Here is an 18,744-nt window from a genome sequence, read left to right as displayed (position 1 = left end):
TAATTTTTTTACACAAAATATTTTGGAGGTGTTTTTAATGGAGAATGTTAAAGTGGCAATTTGGGGATTCGGTGCAATGGGTAGTGGTATGGCAAAGATGCTTCTTAATAAGAAGGGTGTAGAAATAGTAGGAGTATGTGATAGAAATAAAGCAAGAGTTGGTAAAGATATGTATGAGTATTTAGGCGTAGAAAGAGGAGACAGAAAGCCAGTTATAATTAATCCAAATATTGAAGAAGTATTAACTGAAGGATGTTGTGATGTTATTTTAACTGCAACAGACTCATTTACTAAAGCAGCTTTTCCTAGATTAAAGTATTGTTTAGAGCAAAAGGTAAACGTTATCTCAACTGCAGAAGAAATGGCTTATCCACAAGCTCAAAATCCGCAGTTGGCAGCTGAACTTGATAGAATAGCAAAGGAAAATGGAGTAACTATTTTAGGTACAGGCATTAATCCTGGATTAATAATGGATTTATTAGTTATTTGTTTAACTGGATGTATGACTGATGTAGAGCATATTGAAGCTAAAAGAGTTAACAGCTTATCACCTTTTGGACATACAGTTATGGAAGAACAAGGTGTTGGATTAAGTGTTGAAGAGTTCAATAGACGATGTGAAGATGGAACTATGGCAGGACATGTAGGCTTTGCAGAATCAGTACAAATGATAGCAGATGCCATCGGTTGGAAGATTGACAAGTTTGAGCAGCAAATGAAGCCAATCGTTACTACAGTAGACAGAAAGTCACCTCATGGATTTGCTGCTGCTGGAGATGTTGCAGGTGTTAATATGACTGGACAAGGCTATGTAGACGGTGAAGTAAAGATCGACATGATTCATCCTCAACAAATTGAACCAGAAATGGAAGGAACATTTACAGGAGATTATATAACTATAAAAGGAACACCAGAGGTAAATATGTCAATTAAGCCTGAAGTAGAAGGTGGACTTGGAACTATAGCTATGTGTGTTAACATGATTCCTCATGTAATCAATGCTTCTTCTGGACTTAAGACTATGATAGATCTACCTGTTCCTAGAGCAATAATGGGTGACATGAGAGAACTTATAGAAAGATAGAAAGTAAAGTTCTGAGTGCGTGGTACGAAGAAAAAAAGAAGATTAAAAATGTACTACGCACCTCGTAGAAAATAATTGAGAGGTGAAAACCGTGAAAGCTAAAAAGGGTGATTGGGTTAATGTATATAATATAGTATTAAAGCCCGAAGAAAGAGCTCCTCAGGTTCCAGATGATACTAAAAAGGTGCCGCTAGAAACATGGGTAAAAGGATTTATTCAACATGATGCTGAGATTGGAGATAATGTAGAAATAGTAACTATGACAGGTAGAAAAGTTACTGGTAAGCTTGTGGAGGTTAATCCTTCCTATACTCATTCCTTTGGCAATACTGTCCCAGAAGTGTTTAAAATAGGTCTTCAGTTAAGGGAGATATTATTTGGAGGTGAAGACCATGAATAAAGATATGAGCTATAGTGGAGTAATGTCACGTAGAAATGAAATAATGAAAAAGGCTGTGGGAATTGATTACCAAAGATTTGAAGATACAGGAATAGCCTTTGATTATGAAAAAATGATGAGGGAAACTGGATATAGCCTCGAGGAAATGAAAAAGATTCAAGGAGCAACAGGCGTTGGAAATACACCATTATTAGAGCTTAAAAATTTAACTAATCTTGCTAGAAAACTTGCTGGTAAAGGCAAGGGAGCAAGGATATTTATAAAGGATGAAGCTGCTAATCCATCAGGTAGCTTTAAAGCTAGAAGAGCTGCTAATGCGGTTTATCATGCCAAGAAAAATGGATATAAAGGAGTTATTGCAGCAACTAGTGGTAATTATGGAGCTGCTGTTGCAAGCCAAGCTGCTATTCATGGTCTTAAGTGTATTATTGTTCAGGAATGTTATGACAGTAAAGGTAAGGGACAGCCAGAGATAATTGAGAAGGCAAGGAAATGCGAGGCTTATGGAGCAGAGGTAGTACAGCTTACCGTTGGGCCAGAATTATTCTATACTTTCTTAACCTTACTTGAAGAAACAGGATATTTTAATGCTTCTTTATATACTCCATTTGGAATAGCAGGAGTTGAAACCTTAGGCTATGAGTTGTGTATGCAAATGAGAGAAAAGGAAGGTAGAGATCCAGATGTAGTAGTTTGTACCAATGCTGGTGGAGGCAATTTGACAGGGACTGCACGTGGAATTATTAAAGCAGGAGCAGATAATACATTGATAGTTGGTGCTAGTGTAAACTTAAAGGGTTTACATATGGCAAGTGATGAACAATTTAATAAAAAATCCTTTACTACAGGACATACGGGTTTTGGTATGCCATTTGCAACATGGCCAGATAGATCCGATGTTCCAAGGTCAGCTGCTAGACCACTTAGATATATGGATAGATATGTTACGGTAAATCAAGGCGAGGTATTCTATATGACAGAAGCTTTAGCACAGCTTGAAGGTCTTGAAAGAGGTCCAGCAGGAAATACTTCTTTAGCAGCTGCATTTAGTTTAGCTCAAGAATTAGATGAGGATAAGATAATAATTGCTCAAGAAACAGAATATACAGGAGCAGGAAAACATATTCAACCGCAGTTGTCCTTTGCTAGAGAAAATGGAATAGAAATTAAATTTGGAGATCCAAGAGAAGAAATTCCAGGTGAAAATATAATTCTTCCAGAACATCCAAGGTTAATAAAGGCTATTGATTTAGATTTAGATAAAATCAGAAGATCATATATTAAAAACTGCTTACAAATTAACAATATTAAAGAATTAAGCAGCAATGATTTGCAATTCTTAGCAGTTGAAACTAAGACTGATTTAGAGTTTGTAAAAAGAGTTGTTGAAGAGCTAAAATCGTAATTTTGTATATAAATTGGTATAGAAAAAAGGAGGTAAAACATGAAAGGGTATATTAAAAGAGAAGATGATTTCAATGAGAGAAGAAAACATCTAGCTAATCTTTCAGATGAAGAATTAAAGCAAAGATTTTGGGAACTAGCAGAAAAAGCTGTTGAACCGTTATTGGAGCTTGCTAGAAAAAATACTACGCCTTCTATAGAGCGTTCAGTACTTTTAAGAATGGGCTTTTCAAGTTTAGAAGCAAAGCCTTTAGTTGAAGGTGCAATAGATAGAGGATTAATAGGAAAAGGTGTAGGACATATAGTATATAGAATTTCAAAGGAAAAGAATATCCCTCTAAGACAAGCAGGTCTTGAAATGATTGAAGGGAAGCATTGGGATGATGCTGTTACAATCTTTAAAGGAGGGGAGAAATAATGAAAAAACCAAGTATAAATGAAAAAATGGATATAAGGGATATTCTAAGTGACTTGGAAAATTATAGACCTAAGAGAAGAGGATGGACTTGGAGGAAAAAGGTAGATAAGTTAAAAGAAGGTCCACATGTTTACTCTGATTGTTCTGAGCCATTAAAAAATTCTATAGGAATACCTGCTGCTGTTCGTTACTTTGATAACTTAGATCCTCAGCCACAAGAAACCATTACTACTGAGATTGCATCAGGAAGATTTGAAGATGATATAAGAAGAATGAGAATGGCTGCATGGCACGGTGCGGACCATATAATGGTTATTAGAACTGCTGGACAGTCCCACTATGATGGACTTATTGAAGGTTCTCCTCAAGGTATAGGAGGTATACCTGTAACAAGAAAACAGGTTAGAGCTCAAAGAAAAGCCTTAGATTTTATTGAAGAAGAAGTAGGAAGACCAATAAACTATCATTCTTATGTATCTGGTGTAGCTGGTCCTGATATAGCTGTTATGTTTGCAGAAGAGGGAGTAAATGGTGCTCACCAAGATCCACAATATAATGTTTTATATAGAAATATAAATATGGTAAGATCCTTTGTTGACGCAGCGGAATCTAAAAAGATTATGGCATGGGCTGATATGGCACAGATAGATGGAGCACATAATGCCAATGCAACTGCTAGAGATGCGTGGAAGGTTATGCCTGAGCTTATGGTTCAGCATGGTATTAATGCGATATTTTCATATAAAGTTGGAATGAAGAAAGAAAATATATGTCTTTCAACTGTACCACCTTCAGCTGCTCCAGTACCATGTACTAAATACGATCTTCCTTATGCTGTAGCATTGAGGGACATATTTGATGAATACAAAATGAGAGCTCAACAAAATACGAAATATATAACTTCTTCATCGAGGGAAGCTACAGTAACACATGTTATGAACATGATGATTTCAAAGCTTACAAGGGCTGATATTCAATCAACTATCACTCCTGATGAAGGTAGAAACGTTCCTTGGCATATGTTCAACATAGAAGCATGTGATACAGCTAAGCAAACATTGGTAGGACTTGATGGTTTAATGGAGATGGTTGAACTTAAGAAGGAAGGATTCTTACCAGAAAAGGTTAGAGAATTGAAGGAAAGAGCAGTTCTTTATTTAGAAGAGCTTCTTGAAGTAGGAGGATATTTTGAAGCAGTAGAAAAGGGATTCTTCGTTGATTCAGGAATGTATCCAGAAAGAAATGGAGATGGTATAGGAAGAAAAATAAATGACGGTATTGGTGTGGGTACAGTATTTGAGAGAGATGAAGACTATATGGCACCTGTAACTGCTCATTTTGGATATAATAATGTTGCTCAATATGACGAAAACGCTGTAGATAATCCATCCAGTTTAATTGATGGCTGTACATTCGAAAAACCAGAGAAAATAGTTTATATAGATGAGCTAGACGAAAATGACAACGTAAATATACGTTTAGATGAATCTGAAAAATATAGAAATTCCAATTTTATTAAGCCAGAGGTTGAATGGCTTGCCGATGGAACTGTTCAGGTTGAGATTTTCCTTCCTACAAGCAAGAGAGTTGCTGAATTTGCAGCAATAGAATTTGCTAAGAAGATGAATCTTAAAGATCCAGAAGTAATACATGTTGAAGTTATGCATCCAGCTGAGGGAACTAGAGTACAGATAAAGGGCAAAGTGGAATTTGATTTAGATATAAGTACATTAGAAATTCCACCTGAGCCAGAAATAATGAGTGATGAGGAGCTTTGGGAAGAAATTGAGAAGAAGCCTCTTAAAGTTGTAGCAGCTACAGTAGGAGAAGATGAACACTCAGTTGGACTTCGTGAAGTAATTGATATCAAGCATGGTGGTATAGAAAAATGGGGTATAGAGGTTGAATATCTTGGAACATCTTGCCCTGTAGAAAAACTTGTAGATGCGGCTATTGAATTAAATGCCGATGCTATACTTGCTTCTACAATAATAAGCCATGATGATATACATTATAAGAACATGAGAAAACTCCATGAATATGCTGTAGAAAAAGGTATCAGAGATAAAATTATTATAGCTTGTGGAGGTACACAGGTTACTCCAGAGATAGCAGTACAACAAGGTGTTGATGCTGGATTTGGGAAAACATCTAAGGGAGTACATGTAGCTACATTCTTAGTTAAGAAAAGAAGGGAAATGGAAAATAATGAAAATTAATGTCTTGGTTGCCGAAATAGGCAGTACAACGACAGTAGTTAATGCTTTTAGTGATATAGAAGACCGCCCTAGATTCCTAGGGCAAGGTCAATCTCCTACTACTGTTTTAGAGGGAGACGTAAATATTGGACTCAATAATGCAATAGAGAATCTAAAACAGAATTTAGGTGTAGATGAAATAATCTATGACGAAATGCTTGCTACAAGTAGTGCAGCTGGTGGATTAAAGATGACTGTCCATGGCTTAGTCTATGATATGACTGTTAGAGCAGCTAGAGAAGCAGCCCTTGGAGCAGGAGCAAATATACATTTGGTTACGGCGGGTAAGCTAAGAAGGTCAGATGTTAAGAAAATAAGGAATGTTAAACCTAATATAATACTTGTAGCTGGTGGAGTTGATTATGGCGAAAGGGATACTGCTCTTTATAATGCTGAGATTATAGCAGACTTAGACTTGGATATTCCAGTAATTTATGCTGGTAATATTGAAAATCATGAAGATGTTAAGGAAATATTTGAAGAAAAAGGTAAAGAAAAGCTGTTATATATTGTGGATAATGTATATCCTAAGATAGATACTTTAAATGTAGAACCAACAAGAAAGGTTATTCAAGATGCCTTTGAAGATCATATTATACATGCACCTGGTATGACAAGGGTTAGAAACCTTGTAAATGGACCTATAATTCCAACTCCTGGTGCTGTTATGGAAGCGTCTAAGCTCTTAAAGGAATATATAGGGGATTTAGTTACTCTAGATGTGGGTGGAGCAACTACGGATGTTCATTCTGTAACAGAAGGCAGTGAAGAGGTAAGTAGAATACTTATCAGTCCAGAACCTATTGCAAAGAGGACCGTAGAAGGAGACTTGGGTGTATACGTCAATATGAAAAATATTGTGGATTTGATCGGCGTAGAAAAAATAGCTAAAGATTTAGAATTTGATGAAGAAAAAATAAAAGAACTTATAGATAATCACAGACCTATACCAATTACAGATGAACAAAAGAAATTTGTAGAAAGATTAACTCTAGAAGCGGTTATTACTTCGGTTAATCGTCATGCAGGAGGATTTAGAGATCTATATGGAAGCAGTGGCAAGAAAACTTTAGCAGAAGGTAAGGATTTAACAAATGTGAAATGGATAATTGGCACAGGGGGTGCGCTTACAAGGTTACCCAATAGGATTAATATAATTAAACAGATAGCCCTTAACAATAAAGGAGATAAATTGCTTCCTACAAAAGAAAGTAAAATATTAATTGATAATGATTATATCATGGCTTCACTGGGAGTATTGGCTAAGAGACATAAGGAAGCAGCATTGTGCTTATTAAAGCAAAGTCTGAGGATAGACTAATATTTAAAATTACTCATTGTAATAGTTTATATTGCGGGAGTTTTAATATTTCTTTTTCGTTCATGTAATAAACCAGTTTTTTTATATAAATTTGAAGGTGAAAACAGGTTTATAAAAAAGTCTTTTATAAATATTTATAAAGTAGACTTTTTTGAAATACATAACGGAAATTATATATAATTTGATGGGTGTATAATTTCCTATGTGTTATAAAAATCACTCAAATAAAATATTAAAATCCCCTAAAGTATATCAAAAGCAAAAAATTATTTACTAGCACAATGGGGTAATTCTAATTTTTCCTATAAAGATTAAAATTATTTTTTATTGTAACTTAGAAGATATGACCTTAATACTCAACCTTAATCTTGACTTAAAAGTAGTACGAAATAGATACTTATGGGGGTTATATATATGCCTATTTGTCCAAGATTGGAGATAGATTTAGGAAAAATCAAGCATAATACTAAAGTATTGGTGGATAAATTAAAGGAAGAGAATATTGAAATTGCTGGTGTAACAAAGGTTTTTTGTGCACTACCAAAGGTGGCTGGTGTATTAGTTGAAGGTGGAGTTAAGTATCTAGCTGATTCAAGGATAGAGAATTTAATTAAACTTAAGGATATAGAAGTTGAAAAGTGGCTTTTAAGATTACCTATGCAAAGTCAAGTAGCAGAAGTTGTAAAATATGCCGATATAAGTCTTAATTCGGAACTTGAGACTATAAAAAGGCTTTCAGATGAAGCCTTAAAAGTAAATAAAATCCATGGTATAATATTAATGATTGATTTAGGAGACTTAAGGGAAGGGATATGGCAGGATAAGGCTGTAGAAATTGCTGAAGAAGTAATTAAGCTTAATGGAGTGAAATTAATAGGTGTAGGAACTAATCTTACTTGTTATGGTGGAGTTATACCTAGTAAGGATAATTTAGGTAAACTTGTAGAAATAGCTGAGAAGATAGAAAGAAGCTTTAATATAGAGCTTGAAATAATATCTGGTGGAAATTCAAGTAGCTTAGACCTATTAGAAAGAAGGCAAATGCCTGAGAAAATTAACAACTTAAGATTAGGAGAGTCAATATTATTAGGTAGAGAAACAGCTTATGGAAACTCCATTAAAGACACCTATCAAGATGCCTTCCAGCTTGTTGCAGAAATAGTTGAACTTAAGGAAAAGCCAAGCGTACCAATAGGTGAAATAGGAATGGATGCTTTTGGAAATAAGCCTGTATTTGAAGATAAAGGAATTAGAAAAAGGGCTATTCTTGCAGTAGGCAGGCAAGATGTAAATCCTGAAAGTATAATCCCAGTTGATGAAAAAATAAGTATATTTGGAGCAAGTAGTGATCATTTAATAATTGATGTTACAGATAGTAAAAAGGATTATAATGTTGGAGATGAAGTTAGATTTAATTTGGAATATGGTTCTTTGCTTGGATTAGCTACATCTGAATATATTTATAAAAAAATACTTTAAACAGATAAAGCAGGAGATGGTATCTCCTGCTCTATCTATTTTTTAATTAAATTTTGCAGATACCATAATACAAAACTTGCTAATGATGTAAGTCCTAACATTACTAAAGCTTTTATCCAAGTCATTAGACTATTTATTTTTACAATTAAACATTCGATTTTTTCACTTATTTTTATTTGATTAAATTCTAGATTTCGTATTCTATCTTCATGGTCATCTATTTTTTTTGTTATTGAATCATGATTTTCGTGTGTCTTCGGCATAATTGCACCTACTTTCTATGAAGCTTGTATTATCTCCTCTGCACCTTATATATATTCAAAATACAATAAATTAGTGCAATATGAAACAAAATTTAGTTAGAATGAATTTTTATTTTATATAAAATCTTTATTTGAATTCCTATAATAAAATTTTGTCCAGAGGTAAAATAGGTACAAAAAATAAAAGACACAATATAATTGAAATTAATTTAATCTATTGTGCTAGTTTCTATCATAAGAGTTTTAATATTTTCTTTTTGCTCATGGAATAAGTCTGTTTTTTTATATAAATAATGCATTTCAAAGTTAAAAGGGTTACTTATGGAACTTAATAAAAGTAATTAGAATATACTGGAGTAACTACTTTATAGAAGGATGATATCATGGATAATAAAAGTATAATTGTTGTATTTAATTCAAAAACACATGCTTATAATTTAGAAAGCATACTTAAAAAGGAAGGATATACTCCAATTATATATAATGCACCTGGTTATTTAGCTGAAAGCTGCAGTATGGCCGTTAAGATAAATGAAAGTGCATATGATTTTATACTCCAGCAAATAGATTTAAGAAAATTAGATGTTTTCAAAATATATAAAACCTGTTATGAAAAAAATGTAAAAGTTTATAAGGTTCTTAAGAAATATTAGATTTAACTCATTGTGCTAATTTCCACTGCGGGAGTTTTAATATTTCCTTTTCGTTCATGTAATAAACCTGTTTTTTTTCATATAATTTTAAGTGAAAAACAGGTTTATAAAAATCACTCAAATGAAATATTAAAATTCCCTAAGGTATCTTAGAAACTAGAAAATTTTATTTACTAGCATAAGGGGTTAAATTTATCAATTTTTATGATTCTAGGATTGTAAATTTATAATCCTAGAATATACTTTCATTATCTATTATATTATGAAATATTTTTAAATCCTAAAAAAGACATTATTGGATATCTTGTTCCAAATATAGTACTCAGCTTAAAATTTTCTAGATCTTGATGATGGTTTGATGAAAAATGATATCTAATGAAATTACAGTTTTCACTTTTCTTATCTACTTTTGGATTTGACCAAGTATAGCCATCATCTAGTGAATAACTGCTGAACAGTTTGTTCATCTGTACCCATATACACCATAAAGCCTTATTGGTCTTAACAAATGTTGGAAATGAGCAGTTGGATGGTTCAGATAAACTAATTACCTTACTGAATATAAATTTATCATCTTTAAAATATCCTTTTACATATCTAATAACTAAATTTTTATCTATAAATTCAGACCATGCTATATGGTAAATGTCAGAATCCTCTTTTAATATATTAAGATAAAGCTTTTGGCTATTAGAAAAAGTAAGCTGAATAGGAGATTGCCACAGCTTTGAAGTAGTAGATAATCTTTTGATAAATATTTCTTCTTTACCATTTATGCTATCAAAATAGAAAAGATTTGTACACTTATTATCTATTGAAAGCAAAAAAGGATTGATAATAGGAAAAGCTTTAATTGAATATATATGATTATGAGTCCACTTAATGCCATCGAAAAAATGAAAAGCAATTGTCCATTCTTTTTTGTTTTTGAGCTCCTGGAAGTAATAAGCAATGGCAATTGAATTATTTCTTTTTTCAATGTAAGGATACTTTATTATGTATTTATTATTATCATATCGAAATAGTGTATTATAATTTAATATATTTTTATTTGAAAAAATATAAAGCATTTCTCCAGTGGTCTTATTAGCAATACCATAAAGCATATCTTTATTGTCAATTTTAATATCTACCTGATTATGCTTTATATTTTCCATCATAGAAATTGGATTATTCCAGCCTTGATTATAAACAAACTCCCTAGTATATAAAGAGTTATCTTGAACATAGAAATTTACTATATTGCCATTTGATTTTCTAATAACCCTTTGAATATTATTTATAAAAGCCATATTCATCTCCTTTACCTGTTAAAGCTTTGTAAGATTCTATCTTTATAAGTGCTATAAAAAATATATTCAATACATTAAAAATATATAACTCCATTTGTAACAAATAAAATAAGTGATTCATATACTAAAGTAGGTATAAACATTTCGTAGTTTAGTAATTGAAGATGAAGGATATTACGATTTTCGAAGTGTGGACTTTAAGAAATCAAAATTATAATAGGGAGGGTATATTAAGATTATGGCTAAAAGAATATACAATAAAGCTGGTATCATTCAACAAAGCGATAATGATTGTTGTAGAGCAAATACAGGTTGTATTACACCAGCACAATATGATCCAGAGGTTATAACTAGTGAATGTATATTCGTAGAAAAGGTTTATGATGCTATACAATTAAAGGATGAAGTTGATAGAGTAATACCAGAGTTAAGAATTGACGGATTTCCAATTTCAGGAACTGATATTGACGAGTTTCTTGATGTAAGTATTACTTGTAATAGTACAGGACTAATTGTAAGGGATAGAGTATTATCTATTAATGGGCAGACAACACCTTGTGATCCTACCTTTGTACCAGGTCCAGGTGGAATAAGGCAAATAAACTTGGCGTGTATAGATACTTCAGAATGTGATGCAAAGGGTAAGGGGACGCCGATAGTTGTTGACCAAAGAATAACTGTCGAAGGAGAAGTAGAAATAAAAATTAATGGCACAGTTTTAACAACTGATGGAGAAGAAAAGAAATTTTCAGTTAGAGATACAATTGATTTAGCTAGTTTAGATCCAATAAGCCTTAGAAAGTTTGCAAGATTATGTATACCATCTACTGCAGCTGCAACAAAACCATCATTAGCGGTATTTTGCGGAGTTTTATGTGATTTAATACTTCCATTTGGATTGGGGAGCTTAAGAGTAGATGGAAATACTTTAGTAGTAACTGGTCCTATATTGGTATTCTGTATTATATGTGAAAAGAAGGTTAAAGTTCCTGTACAGCTTTGCGTATTATCAACTGGTTTCTGTGAATTTGAAGATCAGGGTGGATTATGTGTAGAGTTTCCTAAACTATTCCCAGACCAAGTTAATGTAAAGATAATAGAAGAAGATAAAGAATAATAAATAAAAAAGGCTGAAAAACTATCAGCCTTTTTATTTATTTTCAATAAACATTACAGATATTTTATACATTCCACCTTTTTCTTTTTCAATACCAATACCTACGTGGGTGAAATGATCTGCCAATATTGCTCTTTTATGTATATATGAGTTCATAAAATTGTTATGGGCACTTTCAACACTAAATGCTCTTGCTATGTTTTCTCCTGCATTCTGATATTTTATACCACCATTCTTTATCATGGTATAAATACTTCCATAGGTTGCTGAAGTATGGGACAAGTAATCATTTTCTACCATATCCCTGGCTTTAAGCTCAGCAACAGCAGTTAATTTCTCATCAAGAATAAGGGGCTTGATTCCTGCTTTTGTTCTCTCTTGATTAATGAGGATAAGCATTTTCATAGTTAATTGATCTGAATTAAAAGAATTATCTGGGCTGTTAGTATATGTATTGCTGTTATCATTTGGTATTTGGCTGTTGGAATCATCAGGGATTTTATCTTCAGAAGCATTATCAGCTTCTACATTATTTTGTGTGTTCCTGGAATAATACCTTGTAACACGACCACTTGAGGAAACAGTATAGCTTGTAGAGTTTGATGTATTAGATTCATCCTTACTGGTTAAATAAACCGTGGATCGAGTAGAGGTTTCATTTTTTGAAGCAGTATTGTTAGATTGTATTGAATCATTAGCATTTTCACTTGGTGTATTATTATATTTTGAATAATATCTGGTAAAAGAATTATTAGTATAAGAGTAGCCTGTAGAATAACTAATATCAGAAGATGTATTATTTCTTGAACTATAATATGTTACACCATAAGAGTTTATAGGAATAAAGGAAATTAGAGATGCCGAAAGAATGGCTATAGAAGTAATTTTTGAAACAGATTTTTTCATTTTATCACCTACTTGTTTAAATTTTTGTTGTTAATAAATATAATATCACATGGGAGGTGGGAATTCTACAAATTTCGACAACCATTTTTTGTAATAAGTACAAGTGACAAAAGGACAAAGGCACCCGCAGGGAGCGTTTTGCGTTGCAAGTTACAAGTTCCATGCTCCAAGTTTTAAGGCCATTCTTTTAGGTCTAAAAAACTTTAATTATTTTTGGAATTTATATAATTTTATGTAAAAAAGTTTAAGTTCCTTAGCAATTAAAAAACCTATTTGATTAAGACAAATGGGAATATGAAGGCTAATCTTTCATGGTAAGATAATTAGTTATTTTTCTCCATATAGAGCTTTTATCTTTTTTAGATGCTTTAGGAATATAAGATTCTTCAATAATTATCGAACCTTTGGAGTTGCTTGGATTATTATTGTAGGAAATATCAGATTTAACATCATTTTCCATTACATGTATATTGTCTTCTTCTGTCTTATTATCATCTTCATTATAAGATATTTTTGTTGCTATGGCATTATTCTCTATTTCTTTAGCTTCATTGATTCCAAGTACAAAAGCATTACCATCATTTAGATAACCAAAGGAAGTAATGGTTTTAAATGTTTTTGAGGTATTATATGAATAAAGATATTTTATTTTCTTTAATTTAGCTGAAACTTTTTTTGAGAAATCATTCCAGGTTTCTCCAAAATCATTAGAAGATATGATTATTACAGAGTCTTTGTACTTCCACATTATCCATAGTCTATGATCCTTTTGAAAAAAAATCAGACTAGATATATTTTCTTTAATTGGAGTAATCAAGCTGTATCTATTCCTCGGGTTAAATGAGCTATCTGTACTATTATGATAGATTTCATTACAAGATTTATTATAAAAAATGAAGTGAATATTATTGTTTAAATCAATTAAGAACTCCATTATTGCTATATTAGGATTATCTAATTGAAAATCCTTTGCTTGCTGCCATCTCATTTTATTTTTTGAAAAAATGAGGGAGCAAATATATGATGTTTTGAAATCTGAATATAGATAGCATACTATTATATTCTTATGTGAATCCATATCCACGAAAAATTTAGGATTAATAGGATCATGAAATGCACTTATGTATGCTTGAATCCATTCTCCATTATGCTTGTAAGTATGAATAATGAAGGATTTATAATTATAATTATTATTAAGCTTGGTAGTAATTTTGAAATCATAAAATATATGAATTATATCATCTATTGATATTATTTTTAATTGATCGATACTATTTGCTTCTTTAGGAAAGCTTTGAAAAACTCTATTACTCCAATTGCCTTTATCATAGGCTAAATAAATTAATTTACCTGAATTCAAAACACATACAACATGTATATTTTCTTTATTATCAATACATAAATCAAATATCTTAACATCATCTATTATCTTAGTATCTTTTCTCTGCTCATTACTGCAACAACTCCAGTATAGAGATTCGTCACATAAGAAAAATTCTATTAGATTATTAGACCTTTGATTGTCAATTATATATATGTTATTTTTATTATTCATCCCTATCACCTTCAAATAAATTATTAATATATACATATGTCAGCTTTGATTGTAAAAGAATAGAAAATTAGCTGGAACACTATATTTTTTCATACATAATATAAAATTAAATATCTGTGGAGGTGGTGTTTATTATAAAGGTAAGTGTAATAATCCCTACCTATAATTATGGTGAATTTATAAGCGATAGTATAGAAAGTGTTATTAATCAGACTTATAAAGATTTCGAGGTTATTGTAGTAGATGATGGTTCAACAGATAATACAACTGATATTATAAAAAAGTACAAGAATAGAATTTCATATTTCTATAAAGAGAATGGTGGACCATCTTCTGCTAGAAACTATGGTATAAAGAATTCAAAGGGAGAATACATATGTTTCTTAGATGCCGATGATATTTTTCTACCTAAAAAGCTAGAGTTTCAAGTTGCGTATATGGAAACTAATAAAAATGATGGTATTGGATTACTGTATTCGGATTATTATTGTGCATCAAGGGAGCTTAAGATAATTGACTATTATGAAAGTATAGGTTTTCAAAGGCAGAAGGAAGCTGTTATGTACTTATTGAATTATAATTATATCAATACTTCAACGGTCATGATACCTAGAGCATGTGTAGATGAAGTTGGCTTTTTTAACGAAAATTACAGGTATCTAGAGGATTACGATTTTTGGCTGAGGTTAGGATGTAATTATAAATTTGCATATATTAATAAACCTTTAGTTAAAACAAGAAGCCATTACAAAAATCTTAGAAATAAAATTGATAATAGGGAAATGATAAACAATGCAAAAAAAATAAAAGAAGAAGTTATAAAAAGATTTAGCTTTTAGTAAATGGTGATTCTATATACTATCCATTATACTCATTTATAATTTCTTCAATTTTTCTGTATATCTTATTATTCTTTTTACTTAGCTCCAAAATTGAGTTTAATAATGTAAGCTCTTTGCTTTTTACGTTTTCTATTTCTTTGTATAAGTTATTAAGCTTATCTATGAAACTATTTAAATCATTACTTTGATTTTTACAGTTGTCATTTGCATATATATCAGCTACAATAGTGCTTTTTTCTATGACCTTTCCTATGTCATCTAAAAATATGGAGGGGTCTAATTTTAAGTTTTCCTCAGGACCAGCATAGTTCTTTTTATCGATTGAGATTACACTTTTTTGTTTATCAGTATTTTCAATACTATGTAATTCATTGATACCTATTATTTTTTTATTGTTATCTAATAAATAAAAGTAGGTATTTGGGGCTTTTATAGGATCAATAGTTTTGTATTTGTTTCCAATAATACTGAGAGGGATTAAGAATTTGCTGCTGCTTAGCTTTATTGATGATGACTTTTTCCAATCGTCTTTTTTGATATTTGTTTTGATAATATTATAGAAATTACTTTGCTTCCATCCGAATTTTATATTATCTCCTACTTGCATCAATACAGGATTTGTTAGATTAGATATATTGCTTGGAAGAGTGTTGAATCTTTTCCATTTTACCTTTGTATATAGATCAATTTTTCGTCTAATGAAATTTATATTTATATTCTTATCTATAAGGGAACACCATACTATGTTGATATTGTTATTAGTATCACACAAAAGTAAAGTATTGGTTATATCCTCTGTACTTTCCGTTATTTTCTCAGATAAACTCCATTTATTATGTATGGCATCATATGTTTTGTAATATATTTTGTACTTATTATTTTCCTTTGTTTTAAATATTATATGGAGATTCCCTGTGTTGTCAGTGTCTGACTTAAGTGAAGGGTGATATCTATCATAATTCAAATCAGCGATTTTTTTTACATTCCAGTTTGAATTTTTAATAGAGTAGAGAAAAAGGGGATATAAATTTTTGTTTCTTATATCTTGAGTCAATAATAGTATATATGCTTCAGTTTGATTATTTAAGCCAGCATAAAGTTTAATAGATTTTACTTTATAAAAGCTTTGTATTTCAGTAATTGTATTTTTATTCCATTTTTTTTCATTATTCTTTAAATGAATTATTTTTTTATTATCATTAATACAAGCTATATGGGGGTTTCCATTATGGTCTACGTCTAAGGAAAATTTCAAAATATATTTTCCAATGATTTTCTGCTCTACAATTGAATTTAAATAGCTTTCTTCATATAAAAATTTGTCTTTTATGAAATAATGCTTTAATCCATTTATATCAGCAAGATATTGCTGGATTTTATAGTTTTGCATGACTGTCACCACCTTAAAAACCTCTTTATACATATATATTCATATATTTTATAAATAATATAAAATATATAGGAAATCATAGCGGATTAGAGATAATGATTAATATAAAAATAATGAGTCTAGTTATGGAACATAACTAAATTCATTGATTAAGTAAATTCAAGTAACAGACAGTAAATGCAAAGTGTTACCAGTAAAATTTTAGAAGCAGGAATTAAGATTTTTTAGACCTAAAAGAATGACCTTAAAACTTGGAATATGGAACTTGTAACTTGCAACTAAAATGCGTCGCTAGACGATTTTATCCACCCGTTAAGCTAGTTCTTATCCTAGGAGTTTTAATATTTTTTAACACATTATTTCAGCAAAAAAGCTGTTCTTTAATTGCTTTAATTGATTATCCAGTAATTCATTTGCAAATTTATAAAGTTCTATGTCTTTTTGATTCTTTTCTCTAATTATTTCTATGGTATCATGATCAATTTCATCAATAGATGGTCTGTTTTTGGTTTCGTTTTCTTTTTTATATTTATTTATTTTCCATCCCAATTTTTTTTCAAGCACATAAAGTGTTTCATCGAATCGTTCAGTAATACCTACAATGGAAAAATGCTTTTCAAGGTTATATTTTGCTTTAGCTAAATCATACTGTCCAGCTATCATGAGGGTTTGACGGTTTGATGTAATACCATTGTATTCTTTCTTTGTGACAAATTCATGTAAAGTCATTTTTTTTACAGCTTGAAGTAAGGGACGATTGTTCTTCCATCTTCTAATAAAATAATACTCTGAAACTACCCGTTCCACGGGGGCTCTAAGTAAGGTTATATAATTATAATTCTTTTGTGGTATATGATTATGAGCACCAAAAAATAGATGACCACGCAAAACCTCAAGCTTTTTTATATCTCCAATGCTGTTAATATAATCAGCCAGAGGGATTTGCCAACCATAATCAAAAAAACCCTTTATATCAAAAAAACCTCGATATTGCTTGTCGATAATTGAATTAAGTGTAAAGCCTCCAGTTTTTGGTATGTGAAGGAATATGATAACACTATTAGTTTCTTTTTTTTTATTGAAAATCATATAAATCCTCCTAAATAGTTTCTGTTTTATTCAATACATAATATGATTAAGCCATATCAATGTTACTATTTGGGTTACAAGGTTTAAGGAGGAAGAAATAACAGTTTTAATAGTATAGCATATAATGTATCAGAATAAAAAGTTGTAGTGTGTATTAATATGGTTAAAGGGGAAGATAAAGTATTATGTATAGAAAAAAAGTACAGAAAAGTCCTAATACCATAATTGAATTTGGCGATAGTAATTTAGATAAATCTTTAACTAAAGCTAAAATCATAGAAAACAACAATATAAATGATAGAAAAGTGTTCTCTTTTAGTATGGTGAAGAATGAGGCTGATATAATAGAATCATTTGTTAGATATCATTGTAATATATTTGATGGAATGGTTATCAAGGATAATTGCAGCTCCGATAACACACTTAATATTTTAGAAAAATTAAAATCTGAAGGAAAACCAATATATATTTTGAGGGATAACAATACAGAATATACACAAAGTGTAAAAATGACAAAATTGCTATATTATACAATAAAAAAATATAATCCAGATATTCTTATACCACTAGATGCAGATGAATTTTTAACTACATCAGACAATAGTGGGAACCCTAAGAAGATTCTAAATAAAATTAGTCTTGATGAAGCTTATCGTATTAAGTGGAGGAATTATATTCCAAACTTTGATGATAATAAAGATGAAAAATTTATTCCTAAAAGAATAAGGTATGCACGTTGGAAAAGGGATATACAAGGTATAGTAATTATTCCAAAGGATTTTGCCCATAAAAATCCTGTAAGATTAGTACAAGGAAACCATACTATATTTATTGGGGAAGAAAGAAAATACCCAGATGTAATGGATGAACTTATTGTAGCCCATTATCCTGTTAGATCAGTAAATCAAATTAAGTCAAAGATTTTAGTTGGATGGATTAATGAACTGAGTAGATACGATACGGATAAACCTGATTGCTGGCACTGGGGAATGATGTATAGAGATATTAAAGATGGTAAAGGTGATTTGTCTCAAAGAGATTTAATCAAAATAGCTAAAAATTATAATTTGAAAAAAGAATATGATGGTACTCCCATATATTTTCCAATAGATATTTCTTTCTGTAAATCATTAGAAATAAAATACACAGGGATTGAAGAAATAAAGCCGTTAAAAAATGTACTTGATAATTGTGAAATTTTAGCAAAAGAGTATGCTTTTTTAAAGAAGAAATACATGAATTCAAATGTTAACAAAGGTATAGGAATTTAAGT

17 protein-coding genes are annotated in these 18,744 nt (G+C 30.8%); 11 read left to right on the top strand and 6 right to left on the bottom strand.

The annotated features are described in order from the left end of the window. The first annotated feature begins 37 nt into the window (after nucleotides 1–37). The 7 genes from ord (at nucleotide 38) to orr (ending at nucleotide 8,364) form a co-directional block, all read left to right on the top strand. Nucleotides 38–1,084 carry a 2,4-diaminopentanoate dehydrogenase gene (gene ord / locus BUB36_RS00890; protein WP_073146490.1) on the top strand — a complete coding sequence of 349 codons (1,047 nt, stop codon included), beginning with the start codon at nucleotides 38–40 and terminating at the stop codon, nucleotides 1,082–1,084. 91 nt (nucleotides 1,085–1,175) lie between these two features. Continuing rightward, complete coding sequence (gene ortA / locus BUB36_RS00885; RefSeq protein WP_073146489.1) at nucleotides 1,176–1,484, top strand: 2-amino-4-oxopentanoate thiolase subunit OrtA; 309 nt, start codon at nucleotides 1,176–1,178, stop codon at nucleotides 1,482–1,484. Then, nucleotides 1,477–2,889, top strand: coding sequence for a 2-amino-4-oxopentanoate thiolase subunit OrtB (gene ortB, locus BUB36_RS00880; protein ID WP_073146488.1), 1,413 nt, complete (start codon nucleotides 1,477–1,479; stop codon nucleotides 2,887–2,889). The genes ortA and ortB overlap by 8 nt, the downstream gene beginning before the upstream one ends. 39 nt (nucleotides 2,890–2,928) lie before the next feature. Beyond that, nucleotides 2,929–3,306, top strand: coding sequence for an ornithine aminomutase subunit alpha (locus BUB36_RS00875; protein WP_073146487.1), 378 nt, complete (start codon nucleotides 2,929–2,931; stop codon nucleotides 3,304–3,306). Continuing rightward, a complete protein-coding gene (oraE, locus tag BUB36_RS00870) occupies nucleotides 3,306–5,525 on the top strand; it encodes a D-ornithine 4,5-aminomutase subunit OraE (protein ID WP_073146486.1) in 2,220 nt (739 codons plus the stop codon). Before BUB36_RS00875 ends, oraE begins: the two co-directional genes overlap by 1 nt. Beyond that, nucleotides 5,515–6,885, top strand: a complete 1,371-nt coding sequence (locus tag BUB36_RS00865; protein ID WP_073146485.1) for a GlmL-related ornithine degradation protein — start codon at nucleotides 5,515–5,517, stop codon at nucleotides 6,883–6,885. Before oraE ends, BUB36_RS00865 begins: the two co-directional genes overlap by 11 nt. Nucleotides 6,886–7,299: 414 nt before the next feature. Continuing rightward, nucleotides 7,300–8,364, top strand: a complete 1,065-nt coding sequence (gene orr / locus BUB36_RS00860) for an ornithine racemase Orr (RefSeq protein WP_207550730.1) — start codon at nucleotides 7,300–7,302, stop codon at nucleotides 8,362–8,364. A 35-nt stretch (nucleotides 8,365–8,399) separates the two neighbouring features. Here orr and BUB36_RS00855 read toward each other — a convergent pair whose 3' ends face one another. Continuing rightward, nucleotides 8,400–8,627 (bottom strand): hypothetical protein, encoded by a 228-nt coding sequence (locus tag BUB36_RS00855; protein ID WP_073146484.1) that lies wholly within the window; start codon nucleotides 8,625–8,627, stop codon nucleotides 8,400–8,402. A 383-nt stretch (nucleotides 8,628–9,010) separates the two neighbouring features. Between BUB36_RS00855 and BUB36_RS00850 the strand changes: the two genes are divergently transcribed. Next, the gene (locus BUB36_RS00850) at nucleotides 9,011–9,280 is read left to right on the top strand and encodes a DUF3343 domain-containing protein (RefSeq protein WP_073146482.1); all 270 of its coding nucleotides are present in this window, start codon (nucleotides 9,011–9,013) and stop codon (nucleotides 9,278–9,280) included. A gap of 260 nt (nucleotides 9,281–9,540) precedes the next feature. Here the strand turns inward: BUB36_RS00850 and BUB36_RS00845 are convergent, their stop codons facing one another. After that, a complete protein-coding gene (locus BUB36_RS00845; protein ID WP_073146480.1) occupies nucleotides 9,541–10,572 on the bottom strand; it encodes a hypothetical protein in 1,032 nt (343 codons plus the stop codon). Between the two features lie 238 nt (nucleotides 10,573–10,810). On the opposite strand from BUB36_RS00845, the gene BUB36_RS00840 reads away from it, so the two are divergent. Beyond that, on the top strand, nucleotides 10,811–11,689 hold the full coding sequence (locus BUB36_RS00840; protein ID WP_073146479.1) for a hypothetical protein: 879 nt from the start codon (nucleotides 10,811–10,813) through the stop codon (nucleotides 11,687–11,689). Nucleotides 11,690–11,722: 33 nt separating this feature from the next. Here BUB36_RS00840 and BUB36_RS00835 read toward each other — a convergent pair whose 3' ends face one another. Both BUB36_RS00835 and BUB36_RS00830 read right to left on the bottom strand, forming a co-directional pair. Then, nucleotides 11,723–12,595: a CAP domain-containing protein gene (locus BUB36_RS00835; protein ID WP_073146477.1), complete on the bottom strand. Its 873-nt coding sequence runs from the start codon at nucleotides 12,593–12,595 to the stop codon at nucleotides 11,723–11,725. A gap of 301 nt (nucleotides 12,596–12,896) precedes the next feature. Continuing rightward, nucleotides 12,897–14,150, bottom strand: coding sequence for a hypothetical protein (locus BUB36_RS00830; protein ID WP_073146476.1), 1,254 nt, complete (start codon nucleotides 14,148–14,150; stop codon nucleotides 12,897–12,899). A gap of 125 nt (nucleotides 14,151–14,275) precedes the next feature. Between BUB36_RS00830 and BUB36_RS00825 the strand changes: the two genes are divergently transcribed. Then, nucleotides 14,276–14,989 (top strand): glycosyltransferase family 2 protein, encoded by a 714-nt coding sequence (locus BUB36_RS00825; protein WP_073146474.1) that lies wholly within the window; start codon nucleotides 14,276–14,278, stop codon nucleotides 14,987–14,989. A 19-nt stretch (nucleotides 14,990–15,008) separates the two neighbouring features. Here the strand turns inward: BUB36_RS00825 and BUB36_RS00820 are convergent, their stop codons facing one another. Together BUB36_RS00820 and BUB36_RS00815 are read right to left on the bottom strand one after the other, a co-directional pair. Continuing rightward, entirely contained in the window at nucleotides 15,009–16,382 is a 1,374-nt protein-coding gene (locus BUB36_RS00820; protein WP_073146472.1) for a hypothetical protein, read from the bottom strand. A 348-nt stretch (nucleotides 16,383–16,730) separates the two neighbouring features. Then, nucleotides 16,731–17,471, bottom strand: a complete 741-nt coding sequence (locus tag BUB36_RS00815; RefSeq protein ID WP_073146471.1) for a sulfotransferase family 2 domain-containing protein — start codon at nucleotides 17,469–17,471, stop codon at nucleotides 16,731–16,733. A gap of 185 nt (nucleotides 17,472–17,656) precedes the next feature. On the opposite strand from BUB36_RS00815, the gene BUB36_RS00810 reads away from it, so the two are divergent. Then, nucleotides 17,657–18,742 (top strand): glycosyltransferase family 2 protein, encoded by a 1,086-nt coding sequence (locus tag BUB36_RS00810; protein ID WP_073146469.1) that lies wholly within the window; start codon nucleotides 17,657–17,659, stop codon nucleotides 18,740–18,742. Nucleotides 18,743–18,744 lie beyond the last annotated feature (2 nt).

The organism is Paramaledivibacter caminithermalis DSM 15212, from assembly GCF_900142245.1.
GTDB lineage: Bacteria > Bacillota > Clostridia > Peptostreptococcales > Caminicellaceae > Paramaledivibacter > Paramaledivibacter caminithermalis.
Note: the sequence above shows the minus strand (reverse complement) of the source record. Positions and strands in the feature narration are given on the sequence as shown.